The following is a 1,536-nucleotide window of genomic DNA, read 5'->3' as shown; positions in this document are numbered from 1 at the left end:
CACAGACCCGTGAATAGGTGAGTTGCAGGCGCGCGTCAGCGCGGGGCGGCCGAAGGCCGTCCTCCAGTGCCTCTGCAGTTAGGTTCAGGCGGCCGGGTCGAGGACCACCGTGTGGCCGAGCTTCTCCAGTTGGGCGACCAGTCGACGGGTGTGCGCCTCGGTGTTGCGCCGGGCCAGCCAGTCGGCACCGAGGTCTTGGTAGGGCTCGTCACGCAGCAGCATGTAGTAGGCCGAGACCAGAATCGAGTGGGCCACCGCGACCTGCGCCCGGCCCATCCCGCGCCGGGCGGTGAGCCGAGCGTGCTGGGCGGCCAGGTAGTTCTTGCCCTTCATCCGGCCCACCGAGCCGGCGGCTTCCACCAGCATGTGGCTGAGCCACTTGTTGCCGTGCCGCAGGCCGGCCGGGGTGCGCTTGCCGGCCGACTCGTGGATCGCCGGCGCGACCCCGGCCCAGGCCGCCAGGTGCGCCGCCGAGGGGAAGCGGGACATGTCCGCGCCGGTCTCGGCGACGATCACCTGGGCGACCTTCTCCCCCACCCCCGGGATGGTCTGCAGCAGCTCCAGCTGGTGCGCCCACGGTTGGCACGCGTCGGCGATCACCGCGTCCAGTTCGGCGAGTGCGGCCTCGACCGCGTCCAGCCGATCCAGGATGGAGCGGGCTAACCGGGCGTGGCCGGCGTCGAAGTGCCCGGTCAGCGCCTCGGTCAACGCCGGGATCTTGACCCGCATCCGGCCCTTGGCCAACTCCGCCAGCGCCCGCGGATCCCGTTCCCCGTCGATCAGCGCGGCCAGCATGGCCCGCGCGGAGACGGTGGTCAGGCTGGAGGCGACCACCGAGAGCTTGATGCTGGCGTCTTCGAGCATCAGTTCCAGCCGCATCGCCTCCCGGGTGCGGTCGCCCATCAGCTGCTCCCGGTAGCGGGTCAGCATCCGCAACCGGCGAATGTCTGCCGGTGGCACGAACGACGGCCGCAGCAGCCCGTGCTCGAGCAGCTGGGCGATCCACTCGGCGTCGCGGACGTCGGTCTTGCGCCCGGGGACGGCCTTCATGTGCGCGGCGTTGAGCAGCCAGACCTCCATGACTTCCTCCAGGCAGTAGAATGGCGCCTTCCAGTAGGTCGAGGTCGACTCCATCGCCGCGATCGTCACGCCCTCGGCCAGCAGCCAGTCCCGCATCACCACCAGCGAGCGGGTCGTGGTCTTGAACGTCCGCGTCTGGCTCATCCGGCGGCCCCGCGCCCCCGGAGTGCGCACGCAGACGCACAACGACTCCTTGCCGATGTCCAGCCCGGCGACCCGCTCGAACAGGACCTCCACCGCCGATCACCTCCCACGACAGCGGGTGGACACCGTCCGGAGGGACCTCTGCCAGGACACAGACCCACGCGCTCTACGGCAGCAATCAAGGGCACCCGAGGACCCCGCGCCATACACCTCAACGGGCTCGCCCGCGCCAGTGTGTAACGACGTCGCCGGACGGCTCCCGCATTCTCATCCCCAAGCGCGGCGATCCAAGATCGCCAACCGATACACCTC

Annotated in this window: 1 protein-coding gene; it reads right to left on the bottom strand. The window is 70.2% G+C overall.

Annotated features, from left to right (window positions below; genetic code table 11):
- Positions 1-84: 84 nt before the first annotated feature.
- Complete coding sequence (locus ACI79G_RS24915; RefSeq protein ID WP_456883714.1) at positions 85-1,317, bottom strand: IS110 family RNA-guided transposase; 1,233 nt, start codon at positions 1,315-1,317, stop codon at positions 85-87.
- Positions 1,318-1,536: the final 219 nt, after the last annotated feature.

It is taken from the genome of Geodermatophilus sp. SYSU D00779, assembly GCF_054050595.1.
Note: the sequence above shows the minus strand (reverse complement) of the source record. Positions and strands in the feature narration are given on the sequence as shown.